The 20158-nt window shown below is 59.7% G+C and carries 19 protein-coding genes; 4 read left to right on the top strand and 15 right to left on the bottom strand.

All coding sequences use genetic code 11. The features are described from left to right. Positions 1-7: 7 nt before the first annotated feature. Complete coding sequence (locus HF682_RS06260; protein ID WP_168876348.1) at positions 8-1015, bottom strand: TRAP transporter substrate-binding protein; 1008 nt, start codon at positions 1013-1015, stop codon at positions 8-10. A 180-nt stretch (positions 1016-1195) separates the two neighbouring features. Between HF682_RS06260 and HF682_RS06265 the strand changes: the two genes are divergently transcribed. From HF682_RS06265 to HF682_RS06275, 3 genes are all read left to right on the top strand, one after another. After that, positions 1196-3487 (top strand): PAS domain-containing sensor histidine kinase, encoded by a 2292-nt coding sequence (locus HF682_RS06265; RefSeq protein ID WP_168876349.1) that lies wholly within the window; start codon positions 1196-1198, stop codon positions 3485-3487. Beyond that, positions 3471-4082 (top strand): response regulator transcription factor, encoded by a 612-nt coding sequence (locus HF682_RS06270; RefSeq protein WP_168876350.1) that lies wholly within the window; start codon positions 3471-3473, stop codon positions 4080-4082. Before HF682_RS06265 ends, HF682_RS06270 begins: the two co-directional genes overlap by 17 nt. 70 nt (positions 4083-4152) lie before the next feature. Next, entirely contained in the window at positions 4153-5310 is a 1158-nt protein-coding gene (locus tag HF682_RS06275; RefSeq protein WP_168876351.1) for an ROK family protein, read from the top strand. Between the two features lie 183 nt (positions 5311-5493). Here HF682_RS06275 and oppF read toward each other — a convergent pair whose 3' ends face one another. The 14 genes from oppF to HF682_RS06345 form a co-directional block, all read right to left on the bottom strand. Continuing rightward, the gene (gene oppF / locus HF682_RS06280) at positions 5494-6498 is read right to left on the bottom strand and encodes a murein tripeptide/oligopeptide ABC transporter ATP binding protein OppF (protein WP_168876352.1); all 1005 of its coding nucleotides are present in this window, start codon (positions 6496-6498) and stop codon (positions 5494-5496) included. Further along, entirely contained in the window at positions 6491-7495 is a 1005-nt protein-coding gene (locus HF682_RS06285; protein ID WP_205881918.1) for an oligopeptide/dipeptide ABC transporter ATP-binding protein, read from the bottom strand. Before HF682_RS06285 ends, oppF begins: the two co-directional genes overlap by 8 nt. A 10-nt stretch (positions 7496-7505) precedes the next feature. Next, a complete protein-coding gene (locus HF682_RS06290) occupies positions 7506-8444 on the bottom strand; it encodes an ABC transporter permease (protein WP_168876354.1) in 939 nt (312 codons plus the stop codon). A gap of 8 nt (positions 8445-8452) precedes the next feature. Next, positions 8453-9373: an oligopeptide ABC transporter permease OppB gene (gene oppB / locus HF682_RS06295; protein ID WP_168876355.1), complete on the bottom strand. Its 921-nt coding sequence runs from the start codon at positions 9371-9373 to the stop codon at positions 8453-8455. A gap of 208 nt (positions 9374-9581) precedes the next feature. Beyond that, positions 9582-11195, bottom strand: coding sequence for a peptide ABC transporter substrate-binding protein (locus HF682_RS06300; protein WP_168876356.1), 1614 nt, complete (start codon positions 11193-11195; stop codon positions 9582-9584). 292 nt (positions 11196-11487) lie between these two features. Further along, positions 11488-12201 (bottom strand): tRNA (N6-threonylcarbamoyladenosine(37)-N6)-methyltransferase TrmO, encoded by a 714-nt coding sequence (gene tsaA / locus HF682_RS06305; RefSeq protein ID WP_240947068.1) that lies wholly within the window; start codon positions 12199-12201, stop codon positions 11488-11490. Continuing rightward, positions 12201-12551: a YggL 50S ribosome-binding family protein gene (locus HF682_RS06310; RefSeq protein WP_168876357.1), complete on the bottom strand. Its 351-nt coding sequence runs from the start codon at positions 12549-12551 to the stop codon at positions 12201-12203. The genes tsaA and HF682_RS06310 overlap by 1 nt, the downstream gene beginning before the upstream one ends. Positions 12552-12639: 88 nt before the next feature. After that, the gene (locus HF682_RS06315) at positions 12640-13371 is read right to left on the bottom strand and encodes a UPF0149 family protein (protein WP_168876940.1); all 732 of its coding nucleotides are present in this window, start codon (positions 13369-13371) and stop codon (positions 12640-12642) included. Further along, the gene (aceK, locus tag HF682_RS06320; protein ID WP_168876358.1) at positions 13368-15149 is read right to left on the bottom strand and encodes a bifunctional isocitrate dehydrogenase kinase/phosphatase; all 1782 of its coding nucleotides are present in this window, start codon (positions 15147-15149) and stop codon (positions 13368-13370) included. The genes HF682_RS06315 and aceK overlap by 4 nt, the downstream gene beginning before the upstream one ends. 69 nt (positions 15150-15218) lie before the next feature. Continuing rightward, entirely contained in the window at positions 15219-15641 is a 423-nt protein-coding gene (locus HF682_RS06325) for a hypothetical protein (RefSeq protein ID WP_168876359.1), read from the bottom strand. Positions 15642-15702: 61 nt separating this feature from the next. Then, positions 15703-16776 (bottom strand): tRNA 2-thiouridine(34) synthase MnmA, encoded by a 1074-nt coding sequence (mnmA, locus tag HF682_RS06330; protein WP_168876360.1) that lies wholly within the window; start codon positions 16774-16776, stop codon positions 15703-15705. Positions 16777-16831: 55 nt separating this feature from the next. Continuing rightward, positions 16832-17581, bottom strand: coding sequence for a hypothetical protein (locus HF682_RS06335; protein ID WP_168876361.1), 750 nt, complete (start codon positions 17579-17581; stop codon positions 16832-16834). Beyond that, the gene (locus tag HF682_RS06340) at positions 17581-18003 is read right to left on the bottom strand and encodes an NUDIX hydrolase (protein WP_308418702.1); all 423 of its coding nucleotides are present in this window, start codon (positions 18001-18003) and stop codon (positions 17581-17583) included. The genes HF682_RS06335 and HF682_RS06340 overlap by 1 nt, the downstream gene beginning before the upstream one ends. Then, complete coding sequence (locus HF682_RS06345; RefSeq protein WP_168876363.1) at positions 17924-18619, bottom strand: pseudouridine synthase; 696 nt, start codon at positions 18617-18619, stop codon at positions 17924-17926. Before HF682_RS06345 ends, HF682_RS06340 begins: the two co-directional genes overlap by 80 nt. 254 nt (positions 18620-18873) lie before the next feature. Here HF682_RS06345 and icd point away from each other — a divergent pair, with 254 nt between their 5' ends. Continuing rightward, complete coding sequence (gene icd / locus HF682_RS06350; RefSeq protein WP_168876364.1) at positions 18874-20121, top strand: NADP-dependent isocitrate dehydrogenase; 1248 nt, start codon at positions 18874-18876, stop codon at positions 20119-20121. Positions 20122-20158 lie beyond the last annotated feature (37 nt).

Here is a 20158-nt window from a genome sequence, read left to right on the forward strand (position 1 = left end):
TCAGGATTTACAGTTTCGCAGGATCGAAACCGGTTTCCTTGTAGATTTTCTTCACCAGCTCGAGGCCAACCCGGTCGTCCATCTGGTCGTGCACCTTGACCAGGGCCTTTTTCATTTCATTCCGTTCGGCCACCGTCGGCTCGTACACCACGGTTTTGCCAGACGCTTTCACCTTGGCCAGCGCCTCTTCATTTTCCTTCTGAGCGATGGTATTGGCGTATTGGGTGGCGTTGAACATAGACTGGGTCAGCGCAGCACGCACGTCTTCCGGCAGACCGTCCCAGAACTTCTTGTTCACGATCACCGCATAGCCCAGATAGCCATGGTTGGTGAGGGTGACGTGCTTTTGCACTTCGTGCATCTTTTGGGTGTAGAAGTTGGACATCGGATTTTCCGTGCCATCCACCACCCCGGTCTGCAGCGCCTGGTACACCTCGGAGAAGGCCATCACCTGCGGATTGCTACCCAGTGCACGCATTTGCGCGTCCAGCACCTTGGAGGCCTGGATACGCATCTTCAGCCCCTTGTAATCGGCCACCGTATGCAACGGTTTGTTGGCGCTCATTTGCTTGAAGCCGTTGTCCCAGAAGGCCAGCCCGGTGATGCCTTTGCTTTCCAGCTTCTGCAGCATGCCCTGCCCAATCGCACCGTAAGTCACCTTGTGCAATTCCTGGTAGTTGTCAAACAGGAAAGGCAGGTCAAATACCTCGAACTCCTTCACTCCCAGCGGGCCAAACTTGGCCAGACTGGGCGCCAGCATCTGCACAGACCCGAGCTGCAAGGCTTCCAGCTCTTCCTTGTCCTTGAACAGCTGGCTGTTCGGATAAATCTCGATCTTCACCCGGCCTTTCAGCCGCTCTTCAGCCAGTTTCTTGAAGTATTCTGCCGCCTTGCCTTTCGGGGTATCGGCCGCCACCACGTGGCTGAACTTGATCACAATCGGATCAGCCTGTGCTGCCAAGCCAGGTACAGTCAGCGCAGCAGCCAAAGCTAGGGTTTTCCATTGCAGTTTCATCTTCGTATCTCCATGCAGTGCAGATGGGAACAGGCCTGTTATTCATCAGGCCCTTTATGTTGTGCGGGCAGTATCCCGCTTGTTGCCCTCGTCCACCATTGGGGAAACCCTTGATCAGGGAATTCCCGCATCAATCGGCCAAACCATCGCCAGCCGCAGCTGAACGCGGTACGCTAGGGCATGGCATTCCGTTTCCACACCCGCTGGCTCTGGGCCATGCCCAATCTGGTACTGCTGCTGTTCCTGCTGGCAGCAGGGGGCTTTGTTTATCTACTGCAGCACAATGAACTGGGCGAGCGGCGCGATGCCTTGATCGTGGATGCACTGTGGCAGGAGCAGACGTTGCGGCTGCATCTGGAAAGCCAGCGCAACCAGTTGATCGAACTGGCGCATGCCACCCAGAGCGAGGGGCTGGATGAGGACCAGTTGTCTGCACGCAGCCTGTTCCTGCTGTCCGAGAACCCGGAAATCATGGGCATGGTGCGGCAGGACAGTCTGGACCGCTCATTATGGGTGTACCCGCCGCTGGCCAATGCCGCGCTCGACAGCATTTTAAGCACGCCGGAGGCACGGCAGGCGCTGCGCCAGGCCCACCTGACCGGTCGCCCGGCCTACAGCACAGCCATATTCAGCCCCACCCGGGAATACGTTTTTGTTCTCTACGCGCCAATCAGTGATGGCAAGCGCTATGCCGGTGCACTGGCCAGTGTGCATTCGCTGAAAGGCCTGCTGGAGCAGCAAGTACCATGGTGGATTGCCAACAAATACCAGATCAGCATTGTCGATCTGGACGGCAAGGGGCTGGCCGCCAAATTTGACCAGCGCATCCCCGGCAGTGACCTCAGCCACGAGCTGGCCTTTGACCCGCCCGGTGGTGGCCTGCGCATGCGCGCCACCAGCTACCAGCAGGCCTCCCCCATTCTGCAGCGTGCCCTGCTATGGGTGCTGATCGGGCTGGCTGGCGTCATGCTGTGGTCAATGTGGGCCTTGCGGCGCCACATTCGGCAACGGCTGGAGGCCGAGCGTGCCCTGCGGCAGGAGATGTCCTTGCGGCGGGCGATGGAAGACTCGCTGGTCAGCGGCATGCGCGCCATGGACATGCATGGCAAGCTGATCTACGTCAATCGCGCATTCTGCGAGATGGTGGGGCTCAGCAGCGAGCAGTTGCTTGACCAACAGACCCCCATGCCCTACTGGGCGCCTGAGGCGCAGGATGATTGTGCCGCCATCTACCAGTCCATCCTCGCAGGGCAGTGCCCCCCCAATGGCTATACGGCCCGCTTCATGCGGCAGGATGGTGAGCGGTTTGACGTCCGGATCTATGCCTCGCCGCTGATCGACAGTCAGGGCAAGCAGAGTGGCTGGATGAGCTCCCTGTACGACATCACCGAGCTGAAGCGGGAACGGGAGGCACTGAAAGCCTCACATGAGCGCTTCATGACGGTACTGGACGGGCTGGATGCCATGGTCACGGTGGTCGATCCGGATAGCCACGAGGTGCTGTTCAGCAATCAGCGGGTACGTACCTGGCTCAGGCTGGCCTCCGACAGTGCTTACTGCATCATTCCCTTGCTGCCCCTGCCCTATCAGCACGACGACGGCGAAGCCTGGGATGCCATCGGCCAGCGCTGGTACCATATCCAGCGCCGCTTGCTACTGTGGGTAGATGGTCGCCCGGCCTGGCTGTCCATCGCCACAGACCTGACGGTGCTGCGCAGCATGCAGGAGCGTGAGCAGCAGCAGGCGCAGCAGCTGCAGCACACCGCACGCCTGATCAGCATGGGCGAGATGGCTTCCAGCCTGGCGCATGAGCTGAACCAGCCACTGGCGGCCATCTCCAGCTACAGCACGGGTTGCCAGAACTTGCTGGAGCAAGGCACCACCAGTCCGGAGGCGCTTCGCCTCGCCTTGGGCAAGATCAGCGAGCAGGCCAGACGTGCAGGCGGCATCATCCGTGGCATCAGGGAATTCGTGCAGCGCCGCGAGCCCAAACTGGGCGCCTGTCAGCTCAATGACATGATCGACAACGTACTCTCCCTACTTAGTGCAGAGCTGCGCCATACTGGCACCCAGGTACGCTACCGGCTGGTTTCCCTGCCCGATATTCAGGCTGACCGTGTGATGCTGGAGCAAGTGCTGTTCAACCTGGCAAAAAATGCCATTGAAGCCATGACCAACCGCCCGGCTTATCAACGCAAATTGACCCTTATCAGCAAGCAGCTGGACCATCATGTCTGCATCACGGTTGCCGACCGGGGGCCTGGCCTCAGCGAAGCGGAGAAGCAGCAGCTGTTCACGGCCTTCTACACCACCAAAGCGCAAGGCATGGGCATGGGGCTCAACATCTGCCGCAGCATTGTGGAGTATCATCAGGGGCGCCTGTGGGTTGAAGACAATCCCGGCGGAGGCTGCCGATTCAGCTTTACCCTGCCATTGCCACCAAGGGAGGTGGACCATGTCGAAACTGCCTGAGCTACCCCAGTTGATCGCCCTGGTGGACGATGATGATGCCATCCGCGATGCGCTGAGTTGGTTGTTTGCCTCGCGCCAGCTGAGCATCGAGACTTTTGCCGACCCGGCGGCCTTTCTGGGCAACTACGACCCGCACCGCTACGGTTGCCTGTTGCTGGATGTACGCATGCCGCAACTCAGCGGCATTGAGCTGTTCGAGAAACTGAAAGCCTCCGCCTATTGCCCGCCCGCCCTTTTTCTCACCGGCCACGGCGATGTGCCTTTGGCGGTGCAAGCCCTGAAGCTGGGGGCAGAGGATTTCATCGAAAAACCCTTTGATGACAACGATTTGATCCAGCGTGCCCAGCTCTGCCTGCAAAAAGATGGACAGCTTCGTATGACATGGCATAATGAGCGGGAACATGAGCGGCGTCTGGCAAGCCTGACGCAACGCGAGCGTGAGGTGATGCAATTGATTCTGCTGGGGCGCCTGAACAAGGTCATCGCGGATCAGTTGGGCATCAGCATGAAAACGGTTGAAGTTCACCGCGCGCGCGTGCTGGAGAAAATGGGTGTACGTTCTGCAGTCGAACTGGCAGCCATGCTGAAACCGTAGAGGTATCATTGACTTTTGCAGGGCGAGAACCTAAGCTGGCACCATATATTTCGTTCTCAGAATAAAATATATGTCCACTGAACCTAGAACCGCCCTGACAACCGTCTTGCAAGCCATACGGGAAACCAACCCGGTGAGCCGCGCGACCTTGACACGCCTGACCGGCCTGTCGGCGTCGGTGGTGTCGACCAGCACCAAATTGTTGCTGGAGCGGGGTTTGCTGCAGGAGCATGGTACGCATCAGGATAGTCTGGGGCGTCCTCAGGTGCTGCTGCGGATCAACCCCGGCTATGCGCTGGCGGTCGGGATGGCCCTGTCGTGGAGTGGCCTGCACGCGGTGTTGACGGACCTGGAAGGCAATGTACTGGCGCGGGATACGGTGCAGCTGACCAGTAACCAGCCAGAGCAGATCATTTCCAGTTGCGCCAGCCTGCTGGGTAGCCTGCGCAATCAGCGCCGCTTTCGCAACAAGGAAGTAGTGGGTGTAGGGCTGGCCCTGCCCGGCTGGATCGACAATGCAACGGGGACCTGCCTGAAGTCCACGGTGCACGGCTGGCAAGGCGTGCAGTTTGGCGCTCGGCTGGAGGATGCGCTGGACCTGCCGGTGTTCATGGAAAACGACGCCAACGCCTTGGCGGTGGGTGAGAAGTGGTTTGGGCTGGCGCGTGGTTTCGATAACTACGCGGTGGTCACCCTGGTGGGCGGGATTGGCGCCGGTATTTATACCGGTAACCAGCTGTACCGGGGATCGCGCGGTGCGACGGGTGAAATTGGCCACGTCAGCATTGTGCCAGGCGGTGCACTCTGCACCTGCGGCAAGCGCGGCTGCCTGGAAGCTTTGGCTTCCATCCCGGCGCTGTTGCAGCAGTCGCACCGACTGGGTTTGGGGGAAACGCTGGATGAGCTGGTGCACGCGGCCGAAACCGGTCAGCGCGAGGCCCAGATCCTGTTCAGCGAGGCAGGACGCTATGTGGGGCATGCTTTGTCGATGCTGACCCACTTGCTGGATCTGCAGGCAGTGATTGTGACGGCGCCGGTGGCGTACCTGAACCACTATCTGCGTTCTGCGCTGGAACACAGTTACGCTGAGAATAGTGTGCTGTTTGCCGACACCGGCTTGCAGCTGCTGTATCAGGAGGAAGATTCGGACATTTGGGCCATGGGTGCCGCCAGTCTGGCCATCCAGTCCTTTTTTGAACGTGGCGGGGTTTCGGCACAAGCCAGCTGACACCGCAATGAATTCAGTCTGCGTTTGCAGACGTACCAGCTCCAAGGTAGCGGTGATTTACCGCACGCCGGCATGCTCTGCATGACCGGCGATTTTTTTGCCCATTCTAGCCCGATTCCACCTGCCCGGCCCAAACAAAAACACCCCGCCAGGCGGGGTGTTTGGGTCAGCACAGCAGTCCTGTCAGGCAAACAGGCATGCCGCCTTGGTTTCGCTGGCCACCTGCCGCAACTCGGGCACATCCTTGCTGCAACGCTCCTTGGCCTGCGGGCAGCGGGTACGGAACACGCAGCCAGACGGCGGGTTGATGGGCGAAGGCAGGTCACCACTCAGCAGCTGAATCACCTTCTTGCGCTCCACTTCCGGATCTGGAATCGGGATCGCCGACAGCAAGGCGCGGGTGTAAGGATGGGTTGGCGTATCGTACAGCGCATGCTTCTCCGCCAGCTCCATCTCCTTGCCCAGGTACATCACCAGGATACGGTCGCTGATGTGTTTCACCACCGCCAGATCATGCGCGATGAAGATCAGTGCCAGGCCCATTTCCCGCTGCAGTTCACGCAGCAGGTTGATGATCTGCGCCTGGATCGACACATCCAGCGCGGACACCGGCTCGTCACAGATCACCACCTTGGGCTTGAGGATCAGCGCACGGGCAATGCCGATACGCTGGCACTGACCACCGGAGAACTCATGCGGATAGCGGTTGATCTGCTGCTCGGTCAGGCCGACCCGCTTCATCATCTCCTTGACCCGAACCATCACCTCATCGGACGACAGTTCTGGCATATGGGTGCGCAGCGGCTCACCGATAATCTGCGCAATAGTCATGCGCGGATTCAGTGAGGCCAGCGGGTCCTGGAAAATCATCTGGATCTCACGGCGTACCGGCAGCCAGTCCCGCGCAGCCGCACCATGCATCTCCTTGCCCATCCATACGATACTGCCTGAAGTCTCGGCACCTTCGTGCAGATTCAGTACCGCACGTGCCAGGGTGGATTTGCCACAGCCGGATTCGCCCACCACACCGAGGGTTTCCCCGGCGTACAGGTCAAACGACACGCCGCTGACGGCCTGCAGCTTGCGCTTGGGTGACCACGGCCACTGCTTGTCGCTCTTGACCGTAAAGCGGACACGGATGTCGCGTACCGACAGAATGGGCTTCTCGCCCGGTTTGCGCTCAGCCATGAACCACCTCCTTCTGCTGCATCACCTTGATTTCAGTTTCCGGGCGATGACAGGCTCGCAGCTGGGTAGCGTCCCGCACAGACGGCTGCAGCGCCGGCAACACGGAAGCACACTGCTCGCTGGCCAGCGTACAGCGCTCACTGAACGGGCAGCCCTTGGGCAAGTTGGCCATATTGGGCGGATTGCCCGGAATGGACACCAGCTCATCCCCTTCGTGGTCCAGACGCGGCAAGGCGCCCAGCAGACCCACGGTATAAGGGTGGGTTGGATGGTAGAAAATCTGCTGGGCATTGCCGTGTTCCATCACCCGGCCACCATACATCACCATCACGTCATCACACAGACCCGCCACCACGCCCAGATCATGGGTAATCATGATGATGGCCGTGCCAAAGTCGCGCTGCAGCTCTTTCAGCAGGGTGAGGATCTGCGCCTGCACCGTCACGTCCAGCGCCGTGGTCGGCTCGTCGGCAATCAGCAATTCCGGCTCACACAGCAGCGCCATGGCAATCATCACCCGCTGACGCATGCCGCCGGAAAACTCGTGCGGATACATGGTGACCCGACGTGCGGCTTCCGGAATCTTGACGGCATCCAGCAATTCGACCGAACGCTTGCGAGCGTCCTTGCGGCTCATGCCCTTGTGCAGCTCCAGCACCTCGGTCATCTGCCGCTCGACCGTCAGGTACGGGTTCAGCGCCGTCATCGGGTCCTGGAAGATCATCGAAATGCGATCGCCACGGATCCGGTTCAACTGCTTGGGCGACATGGCCAGCAGGTCCTGCCCTTCGTACAGGGCCTGACCGGTGGTACGACCATTCTTGGCCAAGAGGCCCATGGTCGCCAGCACCGTCTGGCTCTTGCCGGAGCCGGATTCACCGACGATACCGAGGGTCTGCCCCCGGTCCAGCTCAAAATTGACCCCGTTCACGGCATAGACCAAACCGTCGTTGGTCTTGAACTGCACGCCGAGGTTTTTCACCTGTAACAGACTCATGATGGTTTCCTCAGCGGTCTTTCGGGTCCAGCGCGTCGCGCAGGCCGTCACCGATGTAGTTGAAGCAGTACAGCGTGATCGTCAGCAAAGTGGCCGGTACCAGCAGGATGTAAGGTGCCAGCTCCAGCTTCTGGATGCCGTTACCGATCATTGAACCCCAGCTACTGTCCGGGAACTGTACCCCCAGCCCCAGCACCGACAGCACCGATTCGGTCAGGATCACACCCGGAATGGTAATCGAGGTGTAGATCACGACCACACCGAGCAGGTTCGGCACAATATGGCGCATCACGATCTTCCAGGTCGGTACTCCAATGGCGCGCGCCGCCTCGATAAACTCCTTGGACTTGATCGACAGGGTCTGACCACGGACCACACGCGCCATGTCCATCCAGGAAAATACCGTAATGGCAATCACCACCAGACCAAACTGGTTGCCAAAGATCTCGCTGAAGCGAACCCCAAACAGGGTCACAAACAGGATGGCAATCAGCAAATAAGGGATGGCGTACATCATATCAACAATACGCATCATCACCGAATCCACCCGGCCGCCGACAAAGCCGGCCACCGATCCCCAGATCACCCCTACCACAACCGAGGTGAGGGTCGCCAGCAAGCCGATGAGGATGGATACCCGCCCGCCATGCATGGACATCACCAGCAAGTCGCGGCCTTCGTCGTCCACGCCAAAGTAATGCCAGTTCTGCAGGGTCGGTGGTGTACTCATCGCACCCCAGTCCGAATCAATCAGTTTGTGCGGAGACAGGCTGGGCACCACCATACAGGCCAGCACAATCACCGCCAGCACGAACACACTCAGCACCGCGGCCTTGTTGCGCCAGAAGCGGATATAAGCATCCCGCCACGGGCTGCGCCCCTTTACACTGCTGGTCATGCTGCTCTGAGCCATTTCCACCAGCGCATTCCGTTGTTCTTGTTTAACCATGATGCACCTCAATAACGGATGCGCGGGTCAAGCCACGCGTACAGCAAGTCCACCAGCAGGTTGACCAGCACCGCCAGCACCGTCACCAGCACGACCAAACCCAGAATCAGGGTGTAGTCACGGTTGGATGCAGCCGTTGTAATCAGCTTGCCGAGGCCCGGCAGGGAGAACACGTGCTCAGTCACCACCGCAGCGGTGATCGACGAAATCGCCATCGGCCCAATCGCAGAGGCCACCGGGATCAGCGCGGGCTTCAGCGCATGCCGCAACACGATGGTTCGGGTCGACAGACCTTTGGCACGAGCAGTCCGGATGAAGTTGCTGTTGAGCACTTCAATCAGGCTACCGCGCATGACCCGCCCGGTAGTGGCCATATTGATAATGGTCAGCAGCGCAATCGGCAGCACCATGTATTTTGCGCCGAAATCGTTCCAGCCACCGGCCGGCAGCATCGTCCACCAGATGGCAAAAAACAGGATCAGTATCGGGCCAATCACAAAAGAAGGGACCGTACTACCCACGCTGATCTTGAACATCAGCAGGTAATCCACCCAGCTATTCTGACGCAGTGCCGCCACAATACCGGCCGAAACACCCAGCAGCAGCGCAAGCAGAATGGAAATGCCACCAATGGTCAACGACACCGGCAAGGCATTGGCCACGAGGTCATTGACCGACCAGTCTGCAAAGCGGAAGGAAGCCCCCAGATCGCCATGCAGCAGATTGTTCAGATAACTGAAGTATTGCTTGTACCAAGGCCAATCCAGATGGTACTTGGCTTGCAGGTTGGCCAGCACCGCTGCGGACAGCTTGCGCTCACCATCAAAAGGACCACCGGGGGTGATGCGGACCAGCACATAGCAGACCGTCACCGCAACCCACAAGGTGGGAATCGCCGACAGGATACGGCGAAGGGTATAAGACCACATTTTCAGGACTCTCCAAAACGCGCAAGCGGTCAACGCATGGTCTGCTCACGGGGAACAGGTGTGACAACATACCGGGCAGCAATCATGCTGCCCGGTATGGTCAAGCGTCATACAGGCTTGCGTTACAGCAACCGGCACGCACGGCTTGCGCCGTGCGTGGCGTCCGGCGGTACAGCTTTGCACTGTACCTGACCCTTACATCAACCGCTTAGTGCTTGATGATGTACAGGTCTTTGCTGCGGAAACGGTCCATCGGGTTCATGGTGGAGTAGCCGCCAACATACGGCTTCACCAGACGCGGCAGGGTGTACTGCAGCAGCGGGATCATCGGGTAATCCTGCATGATCATCGCAGCGGCTTGGGTGAACAGCTTCTTGCGCTCAGCCGGGTTCAGCGACTGGTTGCCCTTCAGGATCAGCTCGTCGGCCTTCTTGTTGCAGTTCTTGTTGTCGTTCTGATCAGAACCACACTGCACCAGGGTCAGGAAGGTGGTCGCGTCGTTGTAGTCAGCCACCCAGCCGTTACGGGCAATCTGGAATTCACCGTCATGGCGCTTTTTCAGCAGCGCCTTGAATTCCATGGCTTCCATGTCCATTTCAACGCCCAGCTTGGTGCGCCACTCGGAGGCCACGAACACGGCCATCTTCTTGTGGTATTCGCTGTTGTTGTAGCTGAACTTGATCTTGGTGCCCGGTTGCACGCCGGCAGCAGCCATCAGCTTCTTGGCTTCAGCCACGCGCTTGTCCATCGGCCAGGTCGACCAGTCGTACACACCGGCATCGGCACCGGCCACACCCTTCACGATCACGCTGTAAGCCGGAGCCTGGCCATCAGCGGTAATCTTTTGTCCCAGGATGTCACGGTCGATCACCATCGACAGTGCCTTGCGCACGCGCACATCCTTCAGCAGCGGGTCGGTGTTGTTGTAAGAATAGTAACGCAGGCCCAGCATGGTGCCGTTCTTGATTTCCTTCGGCAGTTCGGTCTTGAACTTGTCGAAAGTGCCCGGCGGCAGCTGGTACACCCAGTCGTTTTCACCCGATTGATACAGCTTCACGTCAGCATTGCCGTCTTCGATCGGCAGGTAGGTCACCTTGGTCAGCTGAACGTTGGCCTTGTCCCAATACTGTGGATTCTTTTCCAGCACAACCTTGTTGTTGACTTGCCAGTCTTTCAGCACGAAAGCACCGTTGCTGACCATATTGCCCGGCTTGGTCCATTCCTTGCCGAACTTCTCAACGGTCGCCTTGTGGATCGGGCCCAGGTTCAGGTTGGACATCAGGTCCGGCATGAAGCCCACCGGGTACGGAGTCTTGATTTCCAGGGTGTACTGATCAATGGCCTTCACGCCCAGCTCGGACGGAGCCTTCTTGCCATCAACGATTTCCTGGCCGTTGGCGATGAAAATGCCGTAGGTCGATGCGTAGGGGGAGGCGGTCTTCGGATCAACGAAACGTTGCATGCCGTAAACGAAGTCACCGGCAACCACGTTGTCACCGTTGGACCACTTGGCGTTCTTGCGCAGCTTGAACACCCAAGTGGTCGGATCCACTTGCTTCCAGCTCTCAGCCACGCCCGGCACCACTTTACCAACGCTGTCGGTCGCGGTCAGGCCTTCAAACAGGTCACGGGTCAGGTTGTTGGCACCCACCGACTCGGCCACAGCCGGGTCCAGGGTTTCCGGCTCGGAGCCGTTGTTACGTACCAGTTCCTGCTTGGCGTGCAGTTGGGTACCGGCCGGCACCTTGGCTGCCCACACGCTGCCAGCAGCGAAGCACAGTGCCACTGCACCCGCCATCATCTTGATCGACATGTTTTTCATCGCTCTCGGTCTCCTTGCTTGACTGCCACCATCTGGGCGGTGGACAGCGTCACGTGATTGAGAATTACGCTGCCCGAAACCAGTCGGGCCTGGCCTGCGCAATTTATGCACAAAACGGCGGCATTATGCCCCCGCGTCTGGAGACCGGCAAGCGGTGGCCATCAAATTTTTTTACCTTGCAATCCGTGCGATTACGGAAGCATATCGGGGAAATTACGTAGATCTAGGCTGGGTGCGCCTTAGCAGAGAATTTTGACCGGCGTATGACAGGCCGGCGCAGAGGAGTGCCCATTCATTCTCCAACAAGCCGAGTGATGCTGACAACCACTTTTTGCTGTCCGTGTTGCTCCCACGCGACGTCCAGATCATAGAGCGCGACACCGTAGCGGCGTCCTTCCGCTTGATGGTAAGCCGGGCGAGGATCGTAGCCCAGTGCGGCGGCAATCACGTTCGGCAGTTCCGGCCAGCGCTGCCGGTGCTCAAGCAGCTGCGCTTGCGCAGCCTCACTGTAGGTGATGGGCGACTGCTGGGGCGGCGCATCCACATAGCCACCACGGGCATCCGGTATGGCATCCGCAAAGGGAATATAGGGCTTGATATCCAGTATCGGCGTACCATCCAGCAGGTCTGCGCCACTGACCTGCAACACCACGCCCGCCTCCAGGCGAACCTGATGCAGGGCGACCACCGACAAACCAATCGGATTGGGCCGGTGGGTGCTGCGGCTGGCAAACACGCCGACCCGCCGGTTACCCCCCAGCCGTGGTGGCCGCACGGTCGGCCTCCAGCCGCGATCGAGATTGGCATGAAAGGCGAATAACAGCCACAGGTGCGAAAAGCCCTCCAGTCCCTGCACGGTCTGCGCGATATCATAGGGGGGCAGCAACACCACTTCACTGCTGATGCCCGCCGTCAGACCGGACTGGCGAGGGATACCAAACTTCTCGCGAAACGGTGAGCGCACCACCGCCACCGGCTGCATGGCGAGGGCGGCGGGGCTGTGCATCAGGCGTACCAAGCGTCCGTCAGCGCTTCCACTTCCACTTCGGCCACATCCTTGCGTGCCTGCAGCCATTGCTGCACAGCGGCGCGTTGCGCTTCCGTGACCGAGCCACGACGCGCGTCCAGCATCACATAGCCTTCCAGCACTTCAGCGGTCGGCTCGTGGAAGCCACCACCAAAGATCAGGTTTTGCCCTTCAATGGCTTCGGTCAGAAAGTCATCCAGCAGGTACATGCGCGCATCGCTATCCAGCCCGGCTTGCAGGCGGATGCTGACACCGAAGCCCAGCTCCTGCCATTGTCCCAGGCGCAGCTTCTTCAATTGACGGGGTTTATAACGGGAAAGACGAGACATTCAATCACACTCCATAAAAGCAATTCATGCTGCGCAGGCAACACATCGGCTGCGCAGTCTGGCGCAAGGGCTGACGATGGTCAACCGGTCATCCGTTGGCGCCGCAGCACTTCTTGTACTTTTTGCCGCTGCCACAGGAGCAGGGATCATTGCGCCCCGGCGCCTCGGCAGCGCGCAAAGGCTGATTGGACAGCACCGCCCCCAGCTCTGCAGCCAGCTGCAGCTGGCCATCGGCATCAGTACGCCAGTAGCGGTACAGGGTCAGCAGCAAGGCGGGCAGCTGGTCAATCCGCCGCTGCCGTGCCTTGGCCGACACCGGTTCCAGATCCTCATTGCCTGCCAGCTCGATCACCGGCATCAGCAAAGGCTCCAGCATGTCCTCACGCTCCGGCTCGCCGAACCAGGCCTGCTCGCAATACTCCAGCCCGACCAGAAAACCTGCCGCCCACCACTCGCCATTGAGCGGCACATCCTCGTCCTTGCTGATTTCCCACTCATCCACCAGCGGCTGGTACGGGGTTGCCGACTGGGTCACGGCTTGCTCCAGCTGCACGGCTACCGTAGCAAAATGCCGCCGCAGCAAGCTGGTGACACGCTCGCGCTCCGCCTCATCAGCAAATTTCGGTTCCTCACCTTCACCCCACACCACCGGCAACCAGTCTTCCGCCGCCACCAGTTGCGGTCCGGTCACCAGCGCACAGAACAGGCCATCGACCGCCTCCAGTGGCAGGCAATCGTCACCCGTGGCATCCGACTGCAGAAAATCGGACAGAAATTGCAGTTCATCCCCGCTCAGCGAGGTCAGTTTGTCATTCATCATGGGCTTTCATGTGCAACCGTCGTCCCGCTTGCGCCCCCGAACAGGTTTGCAAAGCGTAAAGACGCCGGGTAAGGAAAAAAGTCGTCAATCTGCCCAGCCCGGATGCGGCGCTGCTTTTCACGCCAGAATGCCGGGTCAAGCAAATCACGGTGGTGTTTGAGGAAAACCTGCCGCACTTCGGCATTATTCAGCAAAAAGCGGCCAAACTCTTCCGGAAACACATCATTACGGGCTACCGGGTACCACGGCTCGCTGGCCATTTCCATCTCCGGGGTGGGCGCCTCCGGAATATCGCGGAACTGGCAATCGGTCATGTACTCGATTTCATCATAGTCATAAAAAATCACCCGGCTGTAACGGGTCACACCAAAGTTCTTGTACAGCATGTCACCGGGGAAGATATTGGCGGTGGCCAGATCCTTGATGGCATTACCGTATTCAATGATCGCCTGCTCGCGCTGATCGGACGTGGCGCTGTTCAGGTAGAGGTTGAGCGGTACCAGCCGCCGTTCGATATAGAGGTGTTTGATCACCACCGTATCGCCCTCTTCTTCGGTCACCAGTGCCGCATGCTGGCGCAGCTCCTGCAGCAGCTCATCGGTGAAGCGCGCGCGAGGCAGCGCCACATCGGAAAACTCCAGCGTATCCGCCATGCGCCCCACCCGGTCATGCTGCTTCACCAACAGGTATTTGGCCTTGACCGTGGCCCGATCAATATCCTTGGGCGGGGCAAAACTGTCCTTGATGATCTTGAACACATAGGGATAAGACGGCAAGGTGAACACCAGCATCACCATCCCCTTGATGCCGGGCGCGATGATGAAGTCATCCTGCGAATGGCGCAAGTGGGTCATCAAATCGCGGTAGAACATGGTCTTGCCCTGCTTGGCCAGCCCCAGCATGGTGTACAGCTCGGCACGCGATTTGTTGGGCAGCATGCCGCGCAGGAACTGGACATAACCGCTGGGCACCGCCATATCGACCATGAAGTAGGCCCGCGACAGGCTGAACAGCACCGAAATGCGCCAGATGTCCATCAGGATGCAGTCGAGGTACAGCTTGCCTTCCGCATCATGCAATACCGGGATCGCAAACGGATATTCCTGATTGCCATTCACCCCTTTGCCGATGATGTAAGCGGCCTTGTTGCGGTAGAAGGCGGAATACAGCACCTGAATCTGCAGATTGGCCTCGGCATGTGGCCAGCCACCCAGCTGCGCCTTCAGGGTGCGCATGACGTAGTCGATGTCACGGTCCAGATTGGCAAACGGTCGTTGCCAGCCAAAATCCTGCACCACTTGCTTCAGGGTACGCCGTAAGCCGTTTCGCTGCGGGTAGTAACTGGTATAGGTCGGGGGATCGCTGTGCAGGTACTCGGTACTGACCGCAGGCCGGACAAAGATGAAATCGTTGTGAAAGTAGGTGCGGTGCAGAATCTTGCAGAATACCGAGTTGAAAAAGGTTTCCGCCAGTTCCGGCTGCTTGTGATCGACCAGCAGACCGATGAAATACAGCTTGGCTTGCGCCCAGCAGCCATCATCCAGGGTCTCGGCGTCAAACTCGCGGTGCAAGCGCTCTACCGTTTCCAGCACCCGATCATCGTAGAAGGCGATCCGGTCGCGGTTGGCACCTTGCACCGCCACCCAGTCCGCCGCTTCAAACCGGGCTTTGGCTCCGGCAGCCAACTCACGAAACAGGTGATAGTGGCGATTGAAGCCTTCCACCAGCACCCGTGCAATCTCGGCGGCCACGCCGCCCTGCCCTGCATAGTCTGCCATGCTCATCCCCCTGCCAGGTTACAGGGAGATGATACCTGATGCGAAGGCAGATTGTTGCGCAGCAGCAAATCAAACCAGTGGCGTCACCGTGTAGTCCGGCCATCCAGCTTGCAAGCGCGATGCGGGCGGGGCTTCGGCGGTACCCCAGTATTCTTCCATATGCTCAATCAAACCCTCCGCTGTCACGGTAAACAGGGTATTGGCAAAGAAGATGGTGCTGCCGTGCTCCACCCGGATGATGCTGTGTACCCGGCCATCCAGCAGCACATTGACAGCCAGCAAGTGCAGTGTCCAGCCCTCCGGGTATTCGCGGTTGGCACGGATGATGGTATCCGCCGAGGCGAGGCGCTCGCCACTGGCTACCCAGTCACAACAGGCCCGATCGACCAGCAGCGCACGCGCGCCCGCCCAGTCGCGCGCCTGAAAACTGTGCCAGAGTTGGCATACCACGGATGCAGCCAGATTGGAGTGAGCAGGTGAAGACAGGGACATGATGACCTCCGGGTTAAACAGGAAGCCACTCTAACAGAACGAATGTTCTATATCAAGCCCGTCAGCAGATTACGCCGCCGCCCAGGCATTCCTCGCCCCGATACAGCACCACCGACTGCCCCGGCGTCACCGCCCACTGGGGTTCGTCAAAGCGCACCTGCATGCGGCCATCCGCCAGCGCAGTCACTTCACATGCCGCATCCTGTTGCCGGTAACGGGTCTTGGCCGCCAGCCGTTCCCCCACCGCCGGTGGTGCCACGGTCCAGCTCAGGTCGGTGGCTTCCAGCTCCAACTTCAGCAGTAGCGGGTGATCGTGACCTTGCACCACGATCAGCACATTGCGCTGCATATCCTTGGCGGCGACAAACCACGGCGTGCCCTCGCCCTCCGCACTGCCACCGATGCCCAGCCCTTTGCGCTGGCCCAGCGTGTAGTACATCAGCCCAATGTGTTCGCCCATCCGCTTGCCTTCCGGGGTTTGCATCTCACCCGGCTGGCGCGGCAGGTAGCGGTTGAGGAAGTCACGGAACGGGCGCTCGCCAATGAAGCAGATGCCGGTGCTGTCTTTCTTGCTGGCATTCGGCAGGCCAATCTCGGCAGCAATGCGGCGCACCTCGGTCTTGTGGATGCCGCCCAGCGGCATCAAGGCGCGTGCCAGCTGATGCTGCTGCAAACGATAGAGGAAATAGCTCTGATCCTTGCCAGGATCCACCCCTTTCAGCAGGCGCGACGGACCGTCACCATGCAGCACCTGCGCGTAATGGCCGGTAGCAATATAGTCAGCCCCCCGAGCCATGGCGTGATCCAGAAAGGCCTTGAACTTGATCTCGGCGTTGCACAGCACATCCGGGTTCGGCGTGCGACCTGCGGCATACTCGGCCAGAAAATAGGCGAACACCCGGTCCTTGTACTCGGTGGCGAAATTGACCAGATCAATGTCGATGCCCACCAGATCGGCCACGGCAATCGCATCGTTGGCATCTTCCTTGATCGAGCAGTACTGGTCGTCGTTATCGTCTTCCCAGTTCTGCATGAAGATGCCATGCACCTCATGCCCTTGCTGCTTGAGTTGCCAGGCGGTGACCGATGAATCCACGCCGCCAGAGAGACCGACGACGATACGTTGCTGCGTCATGCTGTGTTCATTCCTTCAGGATTACCCACACAAATGGGGGCAACACCACGGTCCTTCAAGGCTGCAGCTCATATACCCGCCAACGGGCGTAAGGATCCGTCGTCGCAGGTGCTGCTGTACGCGGCGCATCACTGAGGACCGTCTTACCTGGTGTGGATGTGACGGCCGCAACCAGCACCGCCCGCTCATCGCCAAGGCTATCCGGCAACAGCTCGTTCACCGCCAGCACTTGCCCTTCCGGCAGATCGTCGGGCCAGGCACCGGCCAGCCACTCCGACAAGCCGAACACCACCGCAGGATGGCCATTGTCAAAAAACCAGTTATCGACCACATACTCATCGGAACTGCCCCGCTCGATGAGGTGCGCGCTGCGGTGGTAGTTGAAAATCAACGGTGCGCGCTCAACAAAGTGGCCGACATCATGAAAACGCAACCAGCCCTGGCGTGACATGAGTTGCAGGTAATTGGTGGTGGTCGCGGCATGGTCGTAGCAATCCATGCGCCCTTCGACACCGGACTCCATGCCGCCATTATCGCCCCGGTCGTTATGGATGGGGGTTTCACGCCCCATCAACCGCGCCAGTTCACCCACAGCCAGCGCCACGGCGCGCCGCTCACTGCGTGCGTCTGCCACTTTGGCAAAATAGCGACCTACCTGCTGCAACTGCCCGTTCGACAAGAACACCGATTGCTGCACCTTGCAGCCGTAGTTATAACAAATATCGACCGCCTCAGCGGCGACCTGCCCACTGGTCATCAGGCCCAGCAGCAGCGCGCTGGCCGCCACGCCACTCCGCCACCCCATTACGCCCCCTCCACCAGCACCGACAGCGGGAAGCGCTGTCCGGCCAGATAGTCTTCCACACAGCGCAGCACCAGCGGGCTACGCAAGCGCTCCGGCTGGGCACGCAATTCATCAGCCGTCAGCCAGACGGTTCGCAGGATGCCATCATCCAGCGTCAGCGCAGGGTCAGCCTCACCCACGCTGCCGATCACTGCCACCCGCAGGTAGGTCAAGGTCGGCAGGGGCAGCCGGTAAATGCCGAGCATTGCCTGCGGCGTGAAAGCACGGCAGGTTTCTTCGCGGGTTTCGCGCACCACGGCCGCCAGCAAAGACTCGCCCTCCTCCAGGTGCCCGGCAGGCTGATTAAGACGAACGCCGTCGGCGGTGGTTTCCTCCACCAGCAGGAAGCGGCCCTGCTGCTCGACGACGGCGGCTACCGTCACGTTCGGTTTCCACACCATGGCGTGCGGTCCTTGCTCCGGGTTTGACAACAGCGGCAGATTGTACCACTGGCGGCGCACTCACCTGCAGCACCCGCTGCTCGCCAGGTTGCAGGCCATCCAGAGCCCACTCGCCAATCCGGACCCGGATCAGGCGCAGGGTCGGCAGCCCCACCTTGGCCGTCATGCGGCGCACCTGGCGGTTCTTGCCTTCACGGATGGTCAGCTCCAGCCAGCTGTCCGGGATATGCTTGCGCACCCGGATGGGGGGCTGGCGCGGCCAGACATCCGGTAATGCCAGCCGCTGCACTTGTGCAGGTAGTGTGACGAAATCCCCCAGATTCACACCCTCACGCAGTGCCTGTAGCTGCAACTCATCTGGCTCACCTTCCACCTGCACCCAGTAGGTCTTGGGCAGTTTGTGGCGCGGATCAGTAATGCGATGATTCAACCCACCATGGTCAGTGAGCAGCAACAAGCCCTCGCTGTCGGTGTCCAGCCGACCGGCCGCATAAAAACCGGGGCGATCAATCAGGCTGGATAGGGTGGGATGCGTCGGGTGGCCGGAAAACTGGCAAATCACGCCATAAGGTTTGTTGAGCAGGATCAAGTCTGGCATGGTCACCGGGCCTTGCTGCCACGCCGTTCATACCATCAACGGGGCAACTGGTTTGATTGCGAAGTATTTTTACGGGATAATGCCAAGGTTAACCCGCTGGCAAATACACCCTGCCAGAAAGACGGGCCAACCCTTTTCCTGCCAGCGTGGATGACTATATTACACCCGTGGCAACGACAGTGCGTGCAACACGCGCCGTCACCGCCCACCGCGCAGGCAGCAGTGTCCCTGACCAACCTCACGATGGAGTAGGCATGAGCATCCAATCGCACATCACCGTTCCGGCCGGCGGCCAGAAAATCATTCCCGGCCAGCCGATGCCGAACAACCCGATCATTCCGTTCATCGAAGGTGACGGCATTGGCGTGGACATCACCCCGGTGATGAAAAAGGTGGTGGATGCCGCCGTGGCCAAGGCCTATGGCGGCCAGAAGCAGATTCACTGGATGGAAATCTACGCCGGTGAGAAATCCACCCGCGTGTACGGCAGCGACGTGTGGCTGCCGGAAGAAACCATGGCCGCACTGAAGGACTATGTGGTGTCCATCAAGGGCCCGATGACCACCCCGGTGGGCGGTGGCATCCGCTCGCTGAACGTGGCCCTGCGCCAGGAGCTGGACCTGTATGTCTGCCTACGCCCGGTACGTTACTTCCAGGGTGTGCCGTCGCCGCTGAAACAGCCGGAACTAACCGACATGGTGATCTTCCGTGAAAACACCGAAGACATTTACGCCGGCATCGAGTGGGCTGCGGAATCCGACAACGCCAAGAAGGTCATCGCCTTCCTGCAAAATGAAATGGGCGTGAAGAAGATCCGCTTCCCGGAAACCTCCGGCATCGGCATCAAGCCGGTCTCGAAGGAAGGCACCCGCCGTCTGGTACGCAAGGCCATCCAGTACGCCATCGACAATGACCGCAAGAGCGTGACCATTGTCCACAAGGGCAACATCATGAAGTTCACCGAAGGTGGCTTCCGTGACTGGGCTTATGAACTGGCCAAAACCGAATTCGGTGCCGAGCTGATCGACGCTGGCCCGTGGTGCAAATTCAAGAACCCGAAGACCGGCCGTGAGATCATCGTCAAGGACGCCATTGCCGATGCCTTCCTGCAGCAGATTCTGCTGCGCCCGGCGGACTACGATGTGGTGGCCACGTTGAACCTGAACGGCGACTACGTCTCCGACGCGCTGGCCGCACAGGTGGGTGGTATCGGTATCGCCCCGGGTGCCAACCTGTCCGACAGCGTGGCGATGTTCGAAGCCACCCACGGCACCGCACCGAAGTACGCAGGTCAGGACAAGGTCAACCCCGGTTCGCTGATCCTCTCTGCCGAGATGATGCTGCGCCACATGGGCTGGACCGAAGCCGCCGACCTGATCATCAAGTCAATGGAAGCCGCCATTGCGGCCAAGCAAGTCACCTATGACTTCGCCCGCCTGATGGACGGCGCCAACGAAGTGAGCTGCTCGGCCTTCGGCGACGCCATGATTGCGCGCATGTAAGTTGTACTGCTGCGGTACCTCCAACAGGCCACCTTCG

This window comes from Leeia aquatica (assembly GCF_012641365.1).
Lineage (GTDB): Bacteria > Pseudomonadota > Gammaproteobacteria > Burkholderiales > Leeiaceae > Leeia > Leeia aquatica.

Bases quoted from the DNA above. Each gene is read 5' to 3' on its own strand.
- HF682_RS06260 (WP_168876348.1), bottom strand. From the start codon at position 1,015: ATGAAACTGCAATGGAAAACCCTAGCTTTGGCTGCTGCGCTGACTGTA.
- HF682_RS06265 (WP_168876349.1), top strand. From the start codon at position 1,196: ATGGCATTCCGTTTCCACACCCGCTGGCTCTGGGCCATGCCCAATCTG.
- HF682_RS06270 (WP_168876350.1), top strand. From the start codon at position 3,471: ATGTCGAAACTGCCTGAGCTACCCCAGTTGATCGCCCTGGTGGACGAT.
- HF682_RS06275 (WP_168876351.1), top strand. From the start codon at position 4,153: ATGTCCACTGAACCTAGAACCGCCCTGACAACCGTCTTGCAAGCCATA.
- oppF (WP_168876352.1), bottom strand. From the start codon at position 6,498: ATGGCTGAGCGCAAACCGGGCGAGAAGCCCATTCTGTCGGTACGCGAC.
- HF682_RS06285 (WP_205881918.1), bottom strand. From the start codon at position 7,495: ATGAGTCTGTTACAGGTGAAAAACCTCGGCGTGCAGTTCAAGACCAAC.
- HF682_RS06290 (WP_168876354.1), bottom strand. From the start codon at position 8,444: ATGGTTAAACAAGAACAACGGAATGCGCTGGTGGAAATGGCTCAGAGC.
- oppB (WP_168876355.1), bottom strand. From the start codon at position 9,373: ATGTGGTCTTATACCCTTCGCCGTATCCTGTCGGCGATTCCCACCTTG.
- HF682_RS06300 (WP_168876356.1), bottom strand. From the start codon at position 11,195: ATGAAAAACATGTCGATCAAGATGATGGCGGGTGCAGTGGCACTGTGC.
- tsaA (WP_240947068.1), bottom strand. From the start codon at position 12,201: ATGCACAGCCCCGCCGCCCTCGCCATGCAGCCGGTGGCGGTGGTGCGC.
- HF682_RS06310 (WP_168876357.1), bottom strand. From the start codon at position 12,551: ATGTCTCGTCTTTCCCGTTATAAACCCCGTCAATTGAAGAAGCTGCGC.
- HF682_RS06315 (WP_168876940.1), bottom strand. From the start codon at position 13,371: ATGATGAATGACAAACTGACCTCGCTGAGCGGGGATGAACTGCAATTT.
- aceK (WP_168876358.1), bottom strand. From the start codon at position 15,149: ATGGCAGACTATGCAGGGCAGGGCGGCGTGGCCGCCGAGATTGCACGG.
- HF682_RS06325 (WP_168876359.1), bottom strand. From the start codon at position 15,641: ATGTCCCTGTCTTCACCTGCTCACTCCAATCTGGCTGCATCCGTGGTA.
- mnmA (WP_168876360.1), bottom strand. From the start codon at position 16,776: ATGACGCAGCAACGTATCGTCGTCGGTCTCTCTGGCGGCGTGGATTCA.
- HF682_RS06335 (WP_168876361.1), bottom strand. From the start codon at position 17,581: ATGGGGTGGCGGAGTGGCGTGGCGGCCAGCGCGCTGCTGCTGGGCCTG.
- HF682_RS06345 (WP_168876363.1), bottom strand. From the start codon at position 18,619: ATGCCAGACTTGATCCTGCTCAACAAACCTTATGGCGTGATTTGCCAG.
- icd (WP_168876364.1), top strand. From the start codon at position 18,874: ATGAGCATCCAATCGCACATCACCGTTCCGGCCGGCGGCCAGAAAATC.